Below are 17,062 nucleotides of genomic sequence, written 5' to 3'. Positions count from 1 at the left end.
ATGTAGTCGTCTAAGTAGGCCGCCCGGCCCGCTCAGCGAGTGAGCGAACCGGGCGGATTGGACGTATACGTCCTGTCCCTAGGCAGACACAGCTACCCGAACTTGAGGCGGACGATGACGTTGTCGATGCCGCTCGGGGTGCCGCCGTTCTTGTCGTCGTTGGTGGAGGTCAGCCAGAGGCCTCCGTCGGGGGTTTTGGTGACGCTGCGCAGGCGGCCCCAGCGGCCGGAGAAGACCGCCTGAGGGGTGCCGACGCCGGTACCGCCGGAGTTGATCTGGGTGACCCACAACTGCTCGCCGGTGACGCCGGCGATGTAGATCCAGTCGTTGACGATCTCGATGCCGCTCGGTCCGGCCTGCGACGTTGACCAGGTGCGCTTGGGCGCGATGTAGCCGCCGCAGTCGCCGATGGTTCCCTCACAGGCGGGCCAGCCGTAGTTGCCGCCCTTCTGGATCAGGTTGAGCTCGTCCTGGCTGTTCTCACCGAACTCCGCCGCCCAGAGCTGACCGCGCGAGTCCCACGCGAGACCCTGCGGGTTGCGGTGGCCGCGGCTCCACACGTAGCGGGCGTTGCCGCCGGTGCTGAAGAACGGGTTGTCGCTGGGCGGCGTACCGTCGGCGTTCATCCGCAGGATCTTGCCGTTCAGCGAGCCGTTGTTCTGTGAGTTGCCAGAGTTCTTCGCGTCGCCGACCGTCGCGTACAGCTTGCCGTCCGGACCGAACGCGATCCGGCCGCCGTTGTGGTACCGGTTCTTGGCCAGTCCGGTCAGCACCGGCTCCGAGGTCGTCCCCAGTACGCCGTTCTCGTACTTCATCCGCACGATCCGGTTGTCGTTCGCGGCCGTGTGGTAGAAGTACACCCAGTGGTCGGTGGTGAAGTTCGGCGAGATCGCCAGACCCAGCAGACCGCCTTCACCGGTGGTCGTCACCGCGCCAGGAACCTTGCCCAGCGTGGTTTTCTGGCCTGACGCGGTCACTCGCAGTACCTCGAACCGGTCCCGTTCGGTCACCAGCGCCGACCCGGACCCGTCCGGCAGGAACGCGACGCTCCAGCCGAGGTCGACCTTCGCGATGTCCTTGTCGTACGCCGGAATTCCGCCGGCACCCGTGGCCGACGTACGGACCGTCACGGCGTTGCTCGCCGCGGAGGCGTTGCCGTCCGGGTCACGGGCCTTGACGGTGAAGGTGTAGTCGGTGTTCGGAGTCAGCCCGGTCACGGTCGTGGTCAGCGAACCGGTCGTCGCCACCTTGGTCGCGCCCTGGTAGACGTCGTACCCGGCGATGCTGCCGCTGTTGTCGGTGGAGGCGTTCCAGGCGAGAGACACGCTGTTCGCGGTCGCGCCGGTCGACCGCAGACTGCCCGGCGCGGTCGGCGGTTGAGTGTCGCCGCTGCCCGGCGTGGTGAACGCGACCACGTTGCTCTGCTGGGAAGCGTTGCCTGCGGCATCGAACGCACCGACCGAGACGTCGTACGACGTGTTGGCGGTGAGCGTGTCGACAGTCGCCGAGAGGGTGTTGCCGTCGACGACCTTGAGGACGTTGCCGCCGCGGTTGATCTCGTACCGGACCACGCCGACGTTGTCGGTGGCCGCGGACCAGGTGAAGGTGGCCGCGTTCGACTTGACGTTGCTGACCGCGAGGTTGCTCGGTGCGGACGGCGGGGTGACGTCGTCACTGACCGGGTTGACGGTGAGCTTGTCCGCGTTCGGTCCGCCGTCGGCGGTGGTGGCGCGGGCGCGGATCTTGTTGGTCCCGGCGGCGAGCTGGAGGCGGACGGTCTTGGTCACCCAGGTCTCCCAGGCGCCGGTGCCGGGATAGGTGATGCCGACGGCGCCGGAGACGCCATTGACGGTCCAGTCGAGCGGCCGGGTGGCCGTCGTACCGTTGGCGAACCGGAGCGTCACATCGGCCGGGCCGGCCGGTGCCGTGACGGTCCATTCGACGTAGCTGCCGACGAGGTTGTCGTAGTTCACGAATCCGGTGCCGGTGTAGCCGGCGTGGTTGGACTCGACCACGCCTTGGGAGATGGTCGCGGTCTCGGCCTGGTAATCGGTCGGGGCCGCGGTGGCGGTCGGGGGAGCGGAGGTCAGGGCAAGCGCGGCGGCGAGGGCGGCCGCACTCGACACGAGCCTGCGCCGGAGCGTGCGAGGTGTCATCGAGGTCTCCTGGTGTTCCGGGGCGGAGGGGAGTCACTCTTATTAGGAAACTTTCCTAACGATATTCGGCATGACACCACCAGTGAGCAAGTGGTGTCAACCGGTGAGCGCGAGTCTGGCATGCGCTTTCCGCTCCGGACAACGGCCAGCCCCCGCGAAGCCGTTGAACGGCTCCGCGGGGGCTGGATTGGTCGAACCTTTGTCAGCCCGCCAGACTCAGGAGTGCCGGGCGGTACAGCGTCTGCCCCGACGTCTCGTCGACCACCGCGACCCGGACGGAATCCGAGTCACCATGCGGTACGGCGAACACGGCTGTTGCCGGGCGGCCGTCGTACCGGGCGGTGTAGCTGACGAACCGCCAGTCGTCCTCGTCCCAGTAATCGCGGATGTCGGACCTGAGTAGTCCGTTCACCGCGCGATAGGCGGGGCTGAGGAGCAGACGGCGTTGCGTGGCGGCGAGCGGTACGGCGTTGCTCGCGGTGCCCGCGAGTGGATGACTGAGCCGGACGCGCAGCCTTCGGAGGGGGAGGAGCCAATAGCGGTCGAGCTCGGGCGACAACGCGACGAACGCTGCCGCCTCTGCGATCAGGACGAGTGCGGCCGGTCCGGCCGACCACCATCCTTGGGATGCCGTCAACGCTCCCGCTGCTGTTGCCATCAGCAACAATGCGCGCCCGATCGATCGGTAGCCCACAGGTTTGGCCGACTTGCCAGCGCAGCCGCAGGAGGCTTCGGGGACGACGACTTTGGCGTAGCTGAGGTAACCGGTGAACCCGGCACCGAGGACGACTGCCGCGAGCGCTTCTGCAGTCCAGGCGGGCGGACTCAGGAGTGCCAGGGCAAGGACCGCTTCGATGACGCCGACGGCGCGATAAGCGGGCCTGGCCCGGTTCTCGCCGACGAGCTTCGGTAGGGCGGTCTTCTCTGCTTCCTCCGGGCTGGCCAGCTTGCCGTACGACGACCAGAGGAGAAGCAGTCCGATCAGCAGCGGCTGGGCGGCCGCCACCTGCTGTGCGAACATCGCGGCCTCCCGGTCAGTTCGCCGCGTAGATCGTCGCGATGTCGATCTCGCTCGTCCCAGGTCGCCAGGCGCCGATCACCTGGACATGCCGGCCGACCTTCAGCAACGACAGGTCCGAGATCGCCGGTGTGCCGTTGTAGGCGGCGGCCGTGATCCCTTCCTGGATGTGGCCGAAGATCTTCTGGCCGAAGTGATCCAGATTCAGTCCGGTCCGGCTGATCGAGTTGATCATCACGTCCAGGTTGACGATGTTGATCCAGACCGACTCCGCCGCCAGTACGCCGTTCGGCATCTTGACGCCGCGCGCGTAGAGGCCATCACCGATCATCGCCTGGTCGATCGTGGTCGGTTGGAGCTTCCAGACACTGGTCGCGCCGGTCAGCTGGATCTTGTGCATCCGGCCGTCGGATCCGTTGACCTGCAGGAGATCCTGGTTGCGGCCGGTGATCAGACCTTCCGCGAAGTTGGGATCCGGTGCGCCCGGATCCGGTACCTGAGCCGACGCGGCGAACGCGGCCTCCGGTGCCAGCGACCCCAGTGCGCTGGCAGCCACGAGTCCGGTCGCGCCGAGCGCGGCCCTGGTGAGCAGAGCACGACGATCCATCGTTGATGTCATCTCAGCTCACCTCATCCCACATCGATGCCGGCCGGAATCAGCCCGGAATTGAGGCTGCCGATCCGCGTGAACGCCGCCGGGGTCAGGTCGATGACCCGGTTCGACGCACAAGTCCCGCCGCAGCAAGCGCGCTCGCCACAGAACGACCGCGTCCGCGGCCCGCAGTCCGCGATCGACGTGACGACGCGCGAACCGTTGCACAGGTTCGTCGTCGCGTGCCGGAACCCACAGGTCCGCCGGGAGACCCCGGTGACCCCGCAGTTGTCCGGCCGCGTGATCGCGTAACAAGCATCCGAGGTGTTCGTCCACGCGTGCTGGAAGTTCCCCGAATGACACGTCCCGCAAGCACCTGTTCCGGTGCTCGCGCAGGGTCCCCATGCGTTGCCGCAACAGAACCATGATGCTTCGCCGACAAGTCCGTACATCACATCCATGAAGTACCTCCAGGTCTAGGGGCGGTAAGACCTACAGAAACTCTTTGTACTCCTCAGATGAGAAATCTCCCAGACCTCGACAGAAATGGAAACTTTTTGCCTAACGACACGCGCCCGGCTCGAAACCCCGGCTGAACTGCGGGCAGTGACTGGTTTCTGAGAGACGTGCTCCACCCACCACAGGTCTAGACCGCTGGTGGTGATGAGACACGTCGCGCATCGATTCGGATTATCGACGCGATCTCAGGAGTCACCTGTGCAGTTGAATCTTCGTTGTGTGGAAGGCGCGGCCGACCTCCTCGCCGCCGAACTCACGCACCTCCCGTCCGTCACGGTCCTCCGTTCCGGCCTTGCCTCGGTGGATTGCCACGTGCGCGGCAGTCTCCGCGAACTGTCCGCGTGCCGCCTGTACTCCTCGGCGGCGATACCGCTCCCCGGGCGGCCCGGGGATGAGAACTTCCTTGTCCCGCTGCAACATCTCGGCCCGCTCGCCTTTCGCGTCGGCACGGACAATGCCGCCGTACGACGTGGGCTGGTCGCAACCGTCGAGGAATGCTTGGGGTGGTGGAACGACCCGCGGAGCTGGGCGGTCAACGTGACCGATTCTGTTCACGGATGGGTCGCCGAGCTTGGAGAATTGCATTGGACACAACGGTTCGGGCGGCTGGAACGGTTGCCATGGGCCACTAATCCGGTCGTTGCCGAGGTATTGGTGCGGTTGGCAAAGATCCGTGCCGGGCAACGGGTCTTGGACCCGTTCTGCGGATCAGGCACGTTACTGGTCGCCGCGAGTCGCCAGGCTCACGACGTACAGGTCCTTGGATCGGATCGCACTGCAGAGTCCGTCGAGCTGGCGCGGCGCAACCTCGGCGGCACGGGGCAGCTGACCACCGGGCTGGCCGAGAACCTTCAGCAACCAGACCGCAGCGTGCATCGCGTGATCGCGAACCTCCCCTTCGGCAAACGGGTCGGCAGCCACCGAGACAACCAGCGCCTCTACCCGGCCGCCCTCGGCGAGATCGCGCGCGTGCTGACGAACGACGGACGGGCCGTCCTGATGACCGAGGACAAACGATTGCTGCAGGAAGCGGTGGCTGGGGTTCGCGGGCTGAAGATCGTCCGCGAACGATTGCTGCGGTACGGCGGCGCCACGCCAACCGTGTATGTGCTGAGCCGCACGCGGACCTAGGAAGCGGTTGCTCCGCGCAAGGTCCGGATGGTGGGCCGGTGGTCTTATCGCCCAGCCTGCCTGCCGGGTCTGGGGGCTGGTTCGTAGTGAGCCTGTGCGAGGTGGTGGACCGATCCTCCCGAGCCGGTTTGGGGAGGATGGTGGCCCGGATCTGAGCTGGTTTTGGGGTGGATCCCGGATGGATTCGGGGGGTGGATCCTCCCCAGATCGCTTTTCGGGAGGGGCGGATGCTCCCCAAACCGGTTTGGGGAGCGATATCGCAGCCGGATCGGTGCGCTGCGACCTCCGCCGGATGGGTGACCGTGCGCCAGGCGTCGACCACGAAGCGGAGGTCGGCGCTCGATCGCTAGCAGGCCCTTGGACCGAACTCCGCGAATTCTCAGGGGGTAGGGAGCTGGCGCGGGCGACTGTATGCGGTATACGATCACGCGGAGCACGCTGATTGTGACCTGGTGCACGGTGGTATGCATCGGCACCAGATACAGTTGGAGTGTTTTGTGGAGGGGAGTATTCCTCTCGGGCCGCCGGCGCGGGGCCTCGAGTACGGCAGTGTCGTCATCACGGGAGGCCTGGGCGGCCGAACCGGTGCTGCCGGCCCGGAGAGATCCAGGCGGAAGAGACCTCCGGACCAACGTCATGTCACGCGTCCGGAGGTTCACTTATGGTTTCTGTCATGCCACCGCTGGTCTGGGTGCTCACGATCGCCGGTCTGCTCGCGATCGTCGCGTTCGACCTGATCGTGATCGCGCGCCGGAACCACACCGTGACGATCAAGGACGCGACCCGGTGGGTGCTGTTCTACGTCGGGCTGGCCGCGCTGTTCGCGATCGGGCTGTTCCTGTTCAGTGGTGGGAAGTCCGGCGGTGAGTTCGTCGCGGGTTACATCACCGAATACAGCCTGAGCGTCGACAACCTCTTCGTCTTCGTCATCATCATGGCGCGGTTCAGTGTGCCGAGCCTGGCCCAGGACAAGGTCCTGTACATCGGCATCGTGGTGTCGATGCTGCTGCGGGCCGTCTTCATCCTGGCCGGTGCGGCCGCGATCTCCGCGGCCAGCTGGGTGTTCTACATCTTCGGCGCGTTCCTGGTCTACACCGCGGTCCGGCTGGCCATCGAGGGCGAGAACGACGACGCGGACTTCCAGGAGAACGCCGTACTGCGCGGCATGCGCCGGATCCTGCCGATCTCGCACGACTACGACGGCGCGAAGCTCGCCACCCGGATCGACGGCAAGCGGATGGTGACGCCGCTGGTGATCGTGATCTCGGCGATCGGGATGGCGAACGTGATCTTCGCGCTGGACTCGATCCCGGCGATCTTCGGGCTCACCCAGGATGCGTACATCGTCCTCACCGCGAACGCGTTCGCACTGATGGGCCTGCGCCAGCTCTACTTCCTGATCGGCGGCCTGCTGGAGCGGATCGTCTACCTGAACGTCGGTCTGTCGGTGATCCTCGCGTTCATCGGTGTGAAGCTGATCGTGGAGGCGCTGCACGGTTCGCACATCGACGACATCGGCGCGATCCACCTCCCGCACATCGGCATCGTCACCTCACTGAGCTTCATCGCCGCGACCCTGTTCGTCACCACGGTCGCCAGCCTGGTGAAGTCGTCCCGCGACGCCCGCCGCGTTCCGGTGAAGGTCCGCAGCGAGGACTGACCCCAACTTGGCGGGCTGCCCCACGCCGGCGCGGCCCAATCCCGCAACGTCCGAAGAGTCGGAGTGCGTGGTCGGCGTGTTCTCGGACGCTAGCAGCGCGGCGCCCCTGGGCCGATCCCGTTAACGTCCGAAGGAGTGGAGACCACCGCTGCGGTTCCTTCGGACGTTACCGCAGCACCACCCCTAACGTCCGAAGGACCGGAGGGCCCGCCTCCGATCGTTCGGACGTTAGGCATCGCGGGCGGATGCGGTGGCGCGGGTTCGCTAGAGCGCGTCGAGTTCCCGAGCCGGGGCGCGGAGACGGGTGTAGAGGGCCGGGATGGGGGTGAGGAGTAGACCCGAGGCGACCAGCGCCGTACGGAGACCGGCTCGGCCGGCGAGGGCGCCGAGCGGGGGACCGCCGGCGACCTGACCGATCGCGTTCGCCTGGGAGACGAACGAGATCACCGTGGCGCGTGAGCGCGACTCGACGTTCCGGTTCAGCCACGCGGATTCGATCGGCCAGGACAACGTATCCGCGATGCTGCGCAGCCACACTGCGGCCAGTGCGAGCCAGAGGTTGCCCAGCAGGGCGAAGGCCAGAACGCCGACCACCTGCAGAAACGCGAGCAGCGCCAGGACGCCGTTCGGGTGGGTGGCAGTCAAGCGTTCGGGTGAAAGCTTGTTGAGGATGAGCGAGCTGATCAGTGTCAGCAGTGTGCCGATCAGCCCGAGCACCGTGAACCAGAACGCCGGGTCCGAGGTACCGAACACGGTCGGGAACTCGAAAGTCAGGATCTTCACCTGCCACAGCCGGTCAAACGCCTCACTGGAAAGCCCTGACACCAGGCTGATCAGCACCAGTGTGCGGACGACCGGACGCTTCCGCGCGACTGCGAGGCCGTGCTTGAACGTGTCGGTCATGTGCTTGAACGTCTCCCGCTCACCCGCAGGCGTTCGGTGGAAGTTGACCTCCCGCATGAACACGCCGAGCAGCACAGCCAGCACGATCATCCCGATCCCGGACAGCTTGATCGGCAGCGACAGATCGAGCAGGCCGAGTGCTCCGGCGGCGACGGTACCGAGGATCGTCCCACCGAGGCTGAGCTGCTGAGTGCGAACCAGTACGCCGGCCACCTGGTCGGTGCCGATCTCGTCGGCCAGCCAGGCTTGATCGGCTCCGGAGGTGAACGTGTACCCGACTCCCCACAGCACCTGGGCACCGAGGATCGCGAGGAACGTCGGCGACAGGCCCTGGAGCAGGAACCCGCAGCCGATCAGTGCCACTCCGATGACGACGGACAGCCGCCGGCTGTAGAGGTCGGCGACGATGCCGGTCGGGATCTCGAACAGGAAGCAGGCGAGTTCGAGCGTCGTCCCGACCAGGACGAGTTGCAGCGGGCTGAGGCCCGCCTCGCGGACGTAGTACACCGCGCTGAGCGTGAAGCAGAGCGCAGCACAGAACGCCCAGACGGTCTTGTAGGTGCGATAGGTCCGGACCGGATCGGCCGAACGATAAGTCAGAGGCATGACGAGGTTGCTCCTGAAAGCGTGCATGACGAAGCGCGGCCCGGGACTGGGCCGATCGCGGCGTGACGCACAACGGCAACGTGCCAAGGGGTCCGGACCAAACCGGTCCCGCGCTGGCGGCGGCGGTGGTGCGCTTTCAGGAGCGAGTTTGCATGCGACGAGAGTAGAGGGATTTCCGGCGCGTCCGCCTCCCATTTACCCGGACGTGCACACCGATCCGGAGTAGTATCGAAAGTGCCTGGCCCGGCCGTTCCCCCGTGATGGTCGGGTCAGGTCTTGTCTAGAAGGCCTTCCGGTAGCGGGGCTGCCGTTCGACGATCCGGTAGCCGAGCGACTCGTACAGAGCCACGCTCCCGGTGGGGTTCTCCGCGACCGTCCACAACGACGCCGTCCGTACGCCGTGCTCCCACAGCTGCGCGTGATTCGTCCGCAGCAACGCGGAGGCGAGCCCATGGCGTCGCCACTCATTCTGTACGCCGACCCACGGCGTATCGTCCTGACCGCTGACCACCCAACCAGCGAGCCGGTCGCCAACCCATGCGAGTGTCCACAACCGATGGTCGGGGTAGTCGTCCGCGATTTCCTGCTCGAACTCGGAGAAGCTGTCCTGGATGTACCCGAGCGAACTCCCCGCGAACACCTCCGCGTTCGCCTCGAAGACTGCCCGGTGATCGTTGACCGAGGCCGGTCGCAACTCGAACCCTTCCGGCAACCGCACCTCCGGCGGCTCCGCCAGTGCAAGCGTCATCCGCACCCGCGTGAACGCGACCCGATAACCGGCCGCCAGCACGAGCGCCACGTCGCGCTCGGAGCCGGGGTTCGTACCGAACAGCGGCGTACCGACGCTGTCGTCGACGGCCGCATGTTCGCGCGCACGCTCCTCGAGCCAAGCCAGAATCTCCCGCCCGTGCCCGCGCCCGCGATGCATTGCCGCAACCGATCCCAGCAACAGATAGAGCCGAGTCCCGTCAGCCTCGTCCCACCACGTCATCCGCGCGGCGCCGACCTCAAGCCCCGCCACCGACACCACGCCTTCTGAAAACTCCACCCTCCGACTATCCCAGGAGTTGCCCGGGCCAGGTCTTGACATGGGTTCCGTGGGGCGGTTGACTGCGAGATAGTTCACGGCAGAAATAAAATAGCTGGTGCAATCCGGAGCCGGTGGCTCAGAGCGACTCCGGGATAGCACTGGGTAGTGCCCCGGTCCGGTGGGATAGCCATCGGGCCATTTCGCGTACCCGGGGTAGTTGCCGTCGGCAACGCTTGATTTCCCTTGCCTGCAAGGCGCGAGGTGATTTCGGTCAAGGTCGGGTATCGACACCGGGCGGGAGTCTTCCGCCGGCCGGAGTTCTGTGTCATCCTCCCGGTGAGTGAGGCGAAATCCTATCGGATATCGGTTTCACTCCGATCGGTGACGGAAAGGATGCGGAGTGAGTGCAACGTACGAGGTGCGGGACAACGAGTCGGCCGCGCCGCCGCCCGCGCCGGCTGCGGCGAAGGCGGTGAAGTCCACCCGGCCGGCGCGGCCGAGTCAGTGGACCCAGGCCCGCCGGAGTCTGCGCCGGCACTGGCAGCTGTACCTGCTGATCGCCGTGCCGCTCGCGTACTTCGTGATCTTCAAGTACATCCCGATCAGCAACGCGGTGATCGCGTTCAAGGACTACAGCCCGATCAAGGGGCCGTGGGGCAGCCCGTGGGTGGGTTTCCACAACTTCGAGCTGCTGTTCCAGAACCCCGTGTTCACGTCCCTGGTGAAGAACACGTTCTTTCTGGCCGGCTACACGGTGCTGGCGAGCTTCCCGATCCCGATTATCCTGGCCATCGCGCTGAACGAGATCCGGACCGGGGTGTTCAAGAAGACGGTGCAGCTGGTGACGTACGCGCCGTACTTCATCTCGACCGTGGTCGTGGTGTCGATGACGATCCTGGTGCTGTCCCCGCGGCTCGGGTTCGTCAATGACGCGATCGGGCTGTTCGGGGTGCCGGCGGTCGACTTCCTCGGTAAGCCGGACTACTTCCGGCACATCTACGTATGGTCCGACGTCTGGCAGACGACCGGGTACTCGGCGGTCATCTACCTGGCGGCGCTGTCGGGCATCGACCCGGCGCTGCACGAGTCCGCGCGGATCGACGGCGCGAGCCGGCTGCAGCGGATCCGGAACGTGGACCTGCCGGGCATCATGCCGACCGCGGTGATCATCCTCATTCTCGGCGTCGGAAACATCATGTCGATCGGGTTCGAGAAGGCGTTCCTCTTGCAGAACCCGCTCAACACCGCACAGTCCGAAATCATCGCCACGTATGTGTACAAGACCGGCCTTCTGAACGCCGACTTCAGCATGGCGACCGCCATCGGGCTGTTCAACTCCGTCGTCAACCTCGTCCTGCTCGTCGTCGTGAACTTCGTCGCCAAGCGGATCACCGGGAACGGACTGTGGTCATGAGTGTGACGTTGCAAGGATTCCGCCGTACGGCGAAGGCTCCGGAGGGCTCGAAGCGGACCGCGATCGAGGAGACGCGGGGCGACAAGATCTTCCTCGTCGGCGTCAAGATCATGCTCTGGCTGGCGCTGATCGTGGTCGCGGTCCCGCTGATCTACATCGTGGCGAACTCGTTCAGCAGTCCGGCCGCGGTCAGTGGCGGCCGGGTGCTGCTCTGGCCGATCGAGCCGGGACTCAAGGCCTACAAGACGGTCTTCGCCGATCCGCAGATCATGCGGGGCTACCTGAACTCGTTCATCTATGCGATCGGCGGCACGCTGATCAGCGTCACGCTGACGATCGCGATCGCCTATCCACTGTCGCGGCGCACTTTCTACGGCCGCAACGTGATCATGAGTCTGCTGATCTTCACCATGCTGTTCTCCGGTGGCCTGATTCCGACGTACCTGGTGGTGCAGGACCTGGGCATGCTCAACACCCGGTGGGCGATGGTGATCCCGAGCGCGATCGGGGTCTGGCAGGTGATCATCGCGCGCACGTTCTTCCGCTCGACCATTCCGGACGAGCTGCACGAGGCGGCCACCATCGACGGGGCCAGCGACCTGCGGTTCCTGTGGTCGGTCGTGCTGCCGCTGTCCAAGCCGGTGATCGCGGTGATCGCACTGATGTACGTGATCTTCCAGTGGAACAGCTACTTCGACGCCCTGATCTACCTCAAGGACCCGGGACTGTATCCGTTGCAGATCATCCTGCGGAACATCCTGATCCTGAACTCCACCACCGGGTCTGCGGCCGACATCGCCCAGAACCTCGAACGTCAGCAACTCGCGAACGTCCTGAAGTACGCGCTGATCGTCGTCTCGACACTGCCCGTACTGATCATTTACCCGTTCGTCGCCCGCCACTTCACCAAGGGCGTGATGGTCGGCGCGGTCAAGGGCTGAAAGGCCCCCTGAGAAAGGAACACAGCAATGCGCTCATCCGTGAGCAAGGTCGCGGCCCTGTCCGCGGCCGCCCTGCTCGCCCTCGCGGCGTGCAGCTCGGACAAGACCGACGGGGCGGCGAACGAGACCTCTGCCGACGGCAAGGTCATCATCGACACGTTCGGCCCGCAGGGTCCGGACGACAACTGGGACACCAACCCGGTCAGCAAGATCATGAGCGACAAGTTCAAGATCCAGTTCCGCTGGCAGACCACGACGTACGACGCCGGCGCGGCCAAGGAGAAGCGGCAGATCGCGCTCGCCAGCGGCGACTACCCCGATCTGTTCATGCTGATCCCGTGGGTGGACGGCTTCTCGCAGGCCGAGGTGCTGAAGCTCGGCACCCAGGGCGTCGCGCAGCCGCTCGAGCAGCTGATCAAGGACAACGCGCCGAACATCCAGAAGGAGCTCGACGCCAACAAGACCCTGAAGGAGATGTCGACCGCACCCGACGGTCACATCTACGCGCTGCCGCAGTGGTCGGACTGCGTGCACTGCACCTACCCGGACAAGCTGTGGATGAACAGCGCCTGGTTGAAGAAGCTCAACCTCCAGGTGCCGAAGACCACCGAGAACCTGCGCAAGGTCCTGCAGGCGTTCAAGACCCAGGACCCGAACGGTAACGGCAAGGCGGACGAGATTCCGCTGACCACCGACGTTCAGGACAGCAGCCTGATGGGCTACCTGATGAGCGCGTTCGCCTACAACCCGGTCGGCGCCAACAACGGCAACCGGTCGCTGCTCGAGCTGAACGGTGACAAGGTCGCCACGCCGGTCAACACCGACGCGTGGAAGGCGGGTCTGAAGTACATCAACTCGCTGTACAAGGAAGGCCTGATCGACCAGACCGCGTTCACCCAGAACGCGCAGGCGCTGCAGGCGCAGGGCAACAACCCGAAGGCGGTCGTGGTCGGATCCGTCCCGGTGCTCTGGCCGGGCATCTTCGTCCAGCTCGGCTCGAAGGACGGTCGCGACAAGCAGTACGACGCGGTGCCGCCGCTGACCGGTCCGGACGGTAAGAGCTACACCGGGTACAACTACCCGAGCTCGACCGGCTACACCTTCATGCTGACCAACAAGGCCAGCAAGGAGGCGCAGGTCGCCGCGATCAAGATGCTCGACTACATCTACAGCGACGAGGGCCGCAAGGTCGCCATCATGGGTCCGGAAGGGGTCGGCTGGTCCGCGCCGCGTCCTGGTGACATCGCGCTCGACGACAAGACCAAGGTCGGCTACTACCGCTTCGGCGAGGACGAGCACAAGAAGAACATCTCCTGGGACGCGATGGCGCAGTACAACGTGACGCTTGCCTACCGCAACGAGCAGGCCGTGCCGGCGGACGTCTACTCGGCCGCGGGTCTCGAGCGGCGGCTCTACCAGGAGACGACCAAGAAGTACGTCGGTCACGAGGACAAGTCGCTGTGGTTCCCGCAGACCTCGGTCTGGCCGGACCCCAGCCTGAGTGGTGAGCTGGCCACCCTCCAGACGAACCTGAGCACGTATGTGAACCAGAACCAGCTCGCGTTCATCACCGGGTCGAAGAACATCGATACGGATTGGGACGCGTACGTGAAGGGTCTCGACAGCACCGGAATGCCGCGGTACCTGGAGATCAACCAGCAGGCCTACGACAAGTACAAGTCCGGGAGCAAGTAAACAGATATGTCCCACGAACTGTGGTTCCGTACCCCCGCGCCGGACTGGTTCGAGGCGTTGCCGGTGGGCAACGGGCACCTCGGAGCGAAGGTGTTCGGCCGGGTCGGTACGGAACGGATCGCCCTGAATCTCGACGACGTGTGGTCCGGCGACGGCCCGCGCGACCTGGAGGTGACGGGCGGTCCGGAGGCGTTGGCCGACGTACGGCGGCTGTTGCTGGCCGACGGTGATCGGTTGGCAGCGACTGAGCGGACCCGGGCCTTGCAGGGTCCGCTCGTCGAGTCGTACCAGCCGCTCGCCGACCTGCTGATCCGCACGGCCGGGGAGGCCGGCGACTACCGCCGGAGCCTCGACCTGCAGACCGGCGTGGTCGGCGTCGACTACACAGTGGAGGGGACGCGGTTCCGGCGCGAGGCGTATGTCTCCGCGCCGGACCAGGTGCTGGTCTGGACGATCACGGCCGACAAGGCTGGCGCGATCGATCTGGACCTCAGCCTGGAGAGTCAGCACCCGGTGCAAACGAATGTTGCTGACGGCACCTATGGCGTAGTTGGTCATGCGCCGTCGGAGTTGACGATCGAGTATCGAGAGAGCCCGGATCCGATCCAGTACCGCGACGGTCACGGGATCGGGTTCGGGATCGCGCTGCAGGTGCACGCCGCAGGTGGTGAGGTCACCACGTCCGCGGATGGCGTGACCGTTCGAGGTGCTGACAGTGTGACGGTGTTTCTGGCCGCGGCGAGCACGTTCGCAGGGTGGTCGGTACCACCTGGCCGTGATCCGCTCACCGCGTTGCGCGCGGCAACCGACGTACTGGCTGCTGTTGAGCTCGACAAGCTGCGTGAGCGGCATGTCGAGGATCATCAAGCGTTGTATGGACGTGCGGAGCTTCAATTGGGTACGGCGGTTGACCTGCCGACCGATGAGCGGATCGGGACCGACGATCCGGATCTCGTCGCGCTCATGTTCAACTTCGGCCGTTATCTGCTGATCGCGTCGTCGCGACCGGGGACGCAGGCGGCCAACCTGCAAGGCATCTGGAACCAGGACCGCCGGCCGATGTGGGCCAGCGACTGGACCAACAACATCAACACCCAGATGAACTACTGGCCGGCCGACGTCACCGGGCTGAGCGAGTGCTTCGAACCACTCATCGACAACCTGGAGGCCCTTGCTGCCTCCGGTGCGAACACAGCAAGGATCCTGTACGACGCTCCCGGCTGGGTGTCGCACCACAACTCGGACATCTGGGCCGCGACCTGGCCGGTTGGCGAAGGCGGTGATGATCCCGTCTGGGCGATGTGCGCGACGTGTGGCGTCTGGCTGACGGCACATCTCATGGAGCACTACCGTTTCGGCCAAGACCTGGAGCTGTTGCGTGAGCGCTCCTATCCGTTGATCGCGGGCGCCGCCGAGTTCGTGCTGGCGATGCTGGTCGAGGACGGTGAGGGGCGGTTGCAGTTCATCCCGTCGACGGCGCCGGAACATCACTTCGTGCTGCCGTCGGGGGAGAAGGCCTCGGTCGACCTGACGTCGACGTACGACATCTGGCTGATCCGCGAGCTGTTCGCCAACCTCGCCGAAGCCGAGACCGCGCTGGGGCTGACCTCAGATCTCAATGACCGGGCCCAGAAAGCGCGAGAGCGGTTGCCGGAGATCCGGATCACTCCCGACGGGCGGCTCTACGAATGGCCGACCGACTGGACGCCGTCCGAGATCAACCACCGGCATCAGTCACACCTCTACGGGCTGCATCCCGGCGCGGAGATCGACCCAGCCAGTACGCCGGAATGGGCTGAGGCGGCGCGGAAATCGCTGCAGATCCGTACCGATGGGGCAACGAATGGTGGCTGGACTGCGGCCTGGCTGGTTGCCCTGTGGGCGCGGTTGTTCGAGCCTGAACGGGCATCCGAGGTCATCCAGGACTATCTGGCGAGACTGGTCTCGGACAACCTGCTGCACCGCGATGGCGACATCTTCCAGATCGACGCGAACTTCGGTATGACGGGTTGCATTCCGGAGCTGCTGATCCAGAGCCATACCGACGTGATCCGATTGCTCCCGGCGCTGCCGAAAGCGTGGCCGGACGGGTCTTTCCGTGGCTTGCGGGCTCGTGGCGGGCTGACGTTCGACGTCAGTTGGCGGGGTGGGCAGGTGACCAAGGCCTCGGTTGTTGCCGCGCGCACCGGACTGCACCGGATCGCCTTGCCGGGAAGGGAACTCGTGGTCGAGCTCCGTGCCGGTCAATCGCTGGACTTGGTGAGGTAAGCCTTGCCAAACTTGTTGTAGTCTCAACCTTCGTGAAGAGACTGATCGGAATCGTCGCCGTGTCCGCCGTCCTGGTGCTCGCCGGCTGTGGTGGGAACGACACCAAGAGTGCGAACACCGGCGCGGGGGACACGGAAGTCGCCACCGGCGGGCGGCTGTTCAAGACCGCCGACGCGGAGACGGCCAAGCTCGGCTCGGACGCGCAGCCCGGCGTGTTCCCGCGCACCGTCAAGCACGCGCTCGGCGAGGCCAAGCTGGACAAGAAGCCCGAGCGCGTCGTGGTGCTGGACAGCGGTGAGCTGGACGACGTGCTCGCGCTCGGCATCACCCCGGTCGGCATGGCGACCAACACCGGCCAGAACGGCGTACCGTCGTACCTGGCGGACAAGGCGCAGGGGATCAAGACGGTCGGCGGGGTCAGCGAGCTGAACCTCGAGGCGATCGCGGCGCTGAAGCCGGACCTGATCCTGGGCAGCAAGCTGCGCGCCGCCACCCTCTACAGCAAGCTGAGCGCGATCGCCCCGACGGTGATGAGTATCCGGCCCGGGTTCCCCTGGAAGGAGAACTTCCTGCTGGTCGCGGACGCGGTCGGCGCGGAGGACCAGGCCACCCAGATCCTGAACGACTACCAGAAGCGCGCCGACGAGGTGAAGGGCAAGGTCCAGGGATCGCCGACGATCTCCCTGGTCCGCTTCCGCCCGTCGGAGATCCGGCTCTACGGCAACCTGTCCTTCATCGGCGTGATCCTGAAGGACGTCGGCCTGCCGCGGCCCAAGGTGCAGGACGTCGAGGACCTCGCGGTCGAGGTCTCCGAGGAGAACATCGGTCAGGCCGACGGTGACTGGATCTTCTACTCCAGCTTCGGCCCGATCACCGGCACCAAGGAGACACAGGTTGTCAACGGCAACCTCTGGAAGGCACTCCCGGCGGTCAAGGCCGGCCACGCCGAACGCGTCAACGACGAGGTCTGGTTCCTCGGCCTCGGCCCCCTCGGCGCCCTAGCCACCCTCACCGACCTCGAAACCCTCCTCACCACCAAAAGCTAACGTCCGAAAACACGCCGACCACGCCCACCGCCCCTTCGGACGTTGCTGAAGGGCTGTTCGCAGCGTCCGAAAACACGCCGACC

13 protein-coding genes are annotated in these 17,062 nt (G+C 65.7%); 8 read left to right on the top strand and 5 right to left on the bottom strand.

Features of this window, described 5'->3' with window-relative positions; all coding sequences use genetic code 11:
* Nucleotides 1–92: 92 nt before the first annotated feature.
* From ACFVWG_RS09485 to ACFVWG_RS09475, 3 genes are all read right to left on the bottom strand, one after another.
* Nucleotides 93–2,156, bottom strand: coding sequence for a PQQ-dependent sugar dehydrogenase (locus tag ACFVWG_RS09485; RefSeq protein WP_391542730.1), 2,064 nt, complete (start codon nt 2,154–2,156; stop codon nt 93–95).
* A gap of 202 nt (nt 2,157–2,358) precedes the next feature.
* On the bottom strand, nt 2,359–3,177 hold the full coding sequence (locus ACFVWG_RS09480; RefSeq protein WP_391542729.1) for a MauE/DoxX family redox-associated membrane protein: 819 nt from the start codon (nt 3,175–3,177) through the stop codon (nt 2,359–2,361).
* 13 nt (nt 3,178–3,190) lie between these two features.
* The gene (locus ACFVWG_RS09475; protein WP_391542728.1) at nt 3,191–3,793 is read right to left on the bottom strand and encodes a cell wall protein; all 603 of its coding nucleotides are present in this window, start codon (nt 3,791–3,793) and stop codon (nt 3,191–3,193) included.
* 90 nt (nt 3,794–3,883) lie between these two features.
* On the opposite strand from ACFVWG_RS09475, the gene ACFVWG_RS09470 reads away from it, so the two are divergent.
* From ACFVWG_RS09470 to ACFVWG_RS09460, 3 genes are all read left to right on the top strand, one after another.
* On the top strand, nt 3,884–4,078 hold the full coding sequence (locus tag ACFVWG_RS09470) for a hypothetical protein (protein WP_391542727.1): 195 nt from the start codon (nt 3,884–3,886) through the stop codon (nt 4,076–4,078).
* Between the two features lie 405 nt (nt 4,079–4,483).
* Nucleotides 4,484–5,416, top strand: coding sequence for a TRM11 family SAM-dependent methyltransferase (locus ACFVWG_RS09465; protein ID WP_391542726.1), 933 nt, complete (start codon nt 4,484–4,486; stop codon nt 5,414–5,416).
* Nucleotides 5,417–6,089: 673 nt separating this feature from the next.
* Complete coding sequence (locus ACFVWG_RS09460) at nt 6,090–7,076, top strand: TerC/Alx family metal homeostasis membrane protein (RefSeq protein WP_391542725.1); 987 nt, start codon at nt 6,090–6,092, stop codon at nt 7,074–7,076.
* Nucleotides 7,077–7,340: 264 nt separating this feature from the next.
* Here the strand turns inward: ACFVWG_RS09460 and ACFVWG_RS09455 are convergent, their stop codons facing one another.
* Both ACFVWG_RS09455 and ACFVWG_RS09450 read right to left on the bottom strand, forming a co-directional pair.
* On the bottom strand, nt 7,341–8,585 hold the full coding sequence (locus tag ACFVWG_RS09455) for an MFS transporter (RefSeq protein WP_391542724.1): 1,245 nt from the start codon (nt 8,583–8,585) through the stop codon (nt 7,341–7,343).
* Nucleotides 8,586–8,865: 280 nt separating this feature from the next.
* Nucleotides 8,866–9,633 carry a GNAT family N-acetyltransferase gene (locus ACFVWG_RS09450; RefSeq protein WP_391542723.1) on the bottom strand — a complete coding sequence of 256 codons (768 nt, stop codon included), beginning with the start codon at nt 9,631–9,633 and terminating at the stop codon, nt 8,866–8,868.
* Nucleotides 9,634–10,015: 382 nt separating this feature from the next.
* Between ACFVWG_RS09450 and ACFVWG_RS09445 the strand changes: the two genes are divergently transcribed.
* Genes ACFVWG_RS09445 through ACFVWG_RS09425 form a run of 5 tightly spaced genes read left to right on the top strand, consistent with a single transcriptional unit; the run spans nt 10,016 to nt 16,979 of the window.
* On the top strand, nt 10,016–11,029 hold the full coding sequence (locus ACFVWG_RS09445; RefSeq protein ID WP_391542722.1) for an ABC transporter permease: 1,014 nt from the start codon (nt 10,016–10,018) through the stop codon (nt 11,027–11,029).
* A complete protein-coding gene (locus ACFVWG_RS09440; RefSeq protein WP_391542721.1) occupies nt 11,026–11,970 on the top strand; it encodes a carbohydrate ABC transporter permease in 945 nt (314 codons plus the stop codon). The genes ACFVWG_RS09445 and ACFVWG_RS09440 overlap by 4 nt, the downstream gene beginning before the upstream one ends.
* Nucleotides 11,971–11,997: 27 nt before the next feature.
* The gene (locus ACFVWG_RS09435; protein ID WP_391542720.1) at nt 11,998–13,665 is read left to right on the top strand and encodes an ABC transporter substrate-binding protein; all 1,668 of its coding nucleotides are present in this window, start codon (nt 11,998–12,000) and stop codon (nt 13,663–13,665) included.
* A gap of 6 nt (nt 13,666–13,671) precedes the next feature.
* Nucleotides 13,672–15,933 carry a glycoside hydrolase N-terminal domain-containing protein gene (locus ACFVWG_RS09430; RefSeq protein WP_391542719.1) on the top strand — a complete coding sequence of 754 codons (2,262 nt, stop codon included), beginning with the start codon at nt 13,672–13,674 and terminating at the stop codon, nt 15,931–15,933.
* A gap of 32 nt (nt 15,934–15,965) precedes the next feature.
* Nucleotides 15,966–16,979 (top strand): ABC transporter substrate-binding protein, encoded by a 1,014-nt coding sequence (locus tag ACFVWG_RS09425; RefSeq protein WP_391542718.1) that lies wholly within the window; start codon nt 15,966–15,968, stop codon nt 16,977–16,979.
* Nucleotides 16,980–17,062: the final 83 nt, after the last annotated feature.

This window comes from Kribbella sp. NPDC058245 (assembly GCF_042882005.1).
Taxonomy (GTDB): domain Bacteria; phylum Actinomycetota; class Actinomycetes; order Propionibacteriales; family Kribbellaceae; genus Kribbella.
The sequence above is the reverse complement of the archived record's forward strand: the minus strand, read 5'-3'. Positions and strand labels throughout refer to the sequence as shown.